Origin of the sequence: Breznakia sp. PF5-3, assembly GCF_029504745.1 — a bacterium.
In the GTDB taxonomy this organism is placed as follows: domain Bacteria; phylum Bacillota_I; class Bacilli_A; order Erysipelotrichales; family Erysipelotrichaceae; genus Breznakia.
In genome coordinates, this window is the sequence record NZ_JAQFIQ010000078.1 from 1 (window position 1) to 3,191 (window position 3,191).

A 3,191-nucleotide genomic window follows, 5' to 3' on the forward strand; every position below is an offset into this window, starting at 1 on the left:
GATTGGATTCCTCGTTTTCTCTCAATGATATTATACCCGTTTTCTTTATAAGAGCGAATCCAATTTGAAAGTGTACCCATATTTGGGAGTCCTACCTCTAAAGATACACTATAAGATGACTCTCCAATTATTAGAACTCGATTCATACAATCTAGTTTAAACTCTTTTGAATAAACCTTATTTCTTTTCTTTTTGACAATATTTATTCCATGTCTCTCAATTAAATCTATATAGTAATGTAGGTTACCTACACGAACATTATATTTTTGAGAAAGCATAGCCCATGATGCCCCTTCTTTTCTTTCGTAATATATATTTATTTTGTCTTCTTCTGTTAGTTTCATATAAAAACCGACTCCTTTCTTGGCTTTCCAAGTTTTTGGGGTCGGTTCAAAAAAATCATTTGTGATTTTCTTTTTTTATTGTAATAATTAACAGGAATTTTGCACAATTTATTGAAAGCGTTTACAACCAAATGGTGTTTGGTATACTGAAAATGAAAAGAAATGAGGAGAGCCTATGAGAAAGATTGTAAAAATAATACTTACAGTAGTTATTGCTTTTTCAGTATTGTTGATTCCACAAGAAGATAATATGATTGCTGCAAAGATAAGTGGTGATTTTAGTTATGAAGTATCTAGTAATGGAACAGCAGAGATTACCAATTACATTGGGGATGATACAGAATTAGAAATTCCTGATACTTTAGATGGCTATAAAGTAACCAAAATTGGTTATGGTGCTTTTTCAGAATGTAAGGGTTTAGAAAAAGTGATTGTACCAGATACGGTTGTTACGTTTGGTAATTATGCATTTTCTCAGTGTACGAAATTAAAGGAGATAGTGATTCCAGATAGTGTAGTATCTTTAGGACAAAATGCATTTAGTGGATGTAATAGTTTAAATAATGTAAGAATTCCAAGCAATATTAAAAGTATTGGATATGGAACTTTTTATGATTGTATAAGTTTAGATAATGTAATTATTCCAGAAGGTGTTGAATCTTTATCGGGTATGGCTTTTGGAGGATGTCGTAATCTTACAAATATTCAATTACCATCTACACTTACATCGCTAGGAGGGAGTAGTTTTAGTGATTGTGTACGACTAGAAGAAATCGTAATTCCAGAAGGTGTTACAACACTAGGATCAAGTGCATTTAGTGGTTGTATCAATTTAAAGGATATAGAGTTGCCTGAAACAATTACTGGAATTGGACAAAGTGCATTTCAAGATTGTATAGGCTTAGAAAAAATAGTGTTACCAAATAGCGTTATAGCGATTGGATATTCTGCATTTAGTGGCTGTAGTTCTCTTACTGAAGTAAATATACCAACATCTTTATCAATGCTTAGTAATGCTGTATTTAGTGGCTGTAGTTCATTAAAAACAATCGTGATTCCAAATAATGTTAAGTCATTAGGTGAAAATGTATTTAGTGGCTGTAGTAGTTTGGAAAGTATTGAAATCCCTGATAGTGTTACAGCAATTGGGCAAGCTACATTTAGTGATTGTGGTTCGCTTAAATATGTTAAGTTATCAAAGAGTTTAAAATCAATAGAAATTAATATGTTCCGTTATTGTTATGCTTTGGAAAATATTGTAATCCCGAATAGTGTTACTAATATTAAAGCCACAGCTTTTGCGGATTGTATCAATTTAAAGAGTGCAGTTATTCCTTCTACTGTTATAACATTAGGTAGTAGGGTATTTTCAAACTGTCCAAAAGTAGTATTGCTTGTTGTGGAAGGTTCAGCTGCGCATACGTACGCCCTTAAAGAACCTTTACCATTTGAATTTTTAGGATCAGGATTAAATTTAGACACACAGGAATTATCTTTAAAAGTTGGTTCGCAATATACATTTAATGCTGTTTTATATCCATATACGATAGTTGAAAATAACAGGTTGACTTGGACTTCAAGTAATCCATCGATTGCGACTGTTGATAATAATGGAGTGGTTAGTGCACTGGCAAGTGGTCAAGTAACGATTACGGCAAGAACAACGAATGGAATAGAAGATAGTTGTATTGTGAATGTGAATGATGTTCAAATTCCAATTACTAGCATTAAAATAAGTAAACAGTCACTAACAATGAAAAAAGATTCATCTGATTCTGTTATTGCTAGTGTTGCTCCTCAAAACACTACAGATAGTAAAAAGATTGAATATACATCTAGTAATACTGAAGTAGTAACGGTTTCTTCAACTGGGAAACTGACAGCTAGAAAACCAGGTACATCAATTATTACGGCAACATCTAGTAATGGTATGAGTGCAACTTGCGAAGTTACAGTAATTAGTGAAATTAAATCGGTAACTTTAAATGCAACAAGTTTGAATATGGAAGAAGGAAGCGAGCAAAGTTTAAGAGCAACGATTAATCCAAGCGATACAACCGATAACAAAAACCTAGTATGGACTTCAAGTAATACAAAGTTTGCAACGGTTGATCAAGATGGTAATGTGAAAGCGATTGCTAAAGGAACTGCAACAATTACAGTAACAACGAGTAATGGTAAAAAAGCAGATTGTAAGGTTAATGTTGTAGAGCCAGCAGTAGATATTCCAATTGTTAGTGTGTTATTGGATAGAGAAGAAATAAGAATAAAAAAAGGACAGACAGATGCATTAATAGCAACTATCAACCCTTCTAATACAACCGATGACAAATCATTGACTTGGAATTCAAGTGCTAGTGATATCGTAAGTATTAATCAATTTGGAGAATTAGAAGCCAAAAAAGTTGGAGTAGCAGTTATCACAGTTACAACAAGCAATGGGAAAAAGGCAAATTGTACGGTTACAGTGTACGATGTAGATTTTAGTGAATTAAATCAATTAATTGCCCAAGCAGAAGCAATAGATGCATCACTATATACAAAATCAAGTTATGAAGCATTAATAGAGACGGTAAATGTTGCAAAAACATTGGTAGAAAATGAAAATGTAACGCAAAGCGAAGTTGATTTGTCAGTGCTAGCGATATCATCAGCACTAGATAATTTAGTAGCAAAAGCAGATGTAGAAGAGTTGAATCAATTGATTGCCCAAGCAGAAGCAGTAGATTCATCAATGTATACAAGAACAAGTTATGAAGCATTGATGGAAGCGGTAGATGCAGCAAAAATATTATTAGAAAATGAAGATGTAACCCAAGCAGAAGTAGATAGTGCAGCAAGCAATAT

General features: G+C 32.9%; 2 protein-coding genes. One reads left to right on the top strand and one right to left on the bottom strand.

Annotated elements, in window-relative coordinates:
- Positions 1-344, bottom strand: a 344-nt coding sequence (locus M2475_RS11295) for a transposase (RefSeq protein ID WP_277491634.1), incomplete at its 3' end; no start/stop codon positions are given.
- 175 nt (positions 345-519) lie between these two features.
- On the opposite strand from M2475_RS11295, the gene M2475_RS11300 reads away from it, so the two are divergent.
- Positions 520-3,191: leucine-rich repeat protein (locus tag M2475_RS11300; RefSeq protein WP_277491636.1), on the top strand; the 2,672-nt coding region annotated here is incomplete at its 3' end.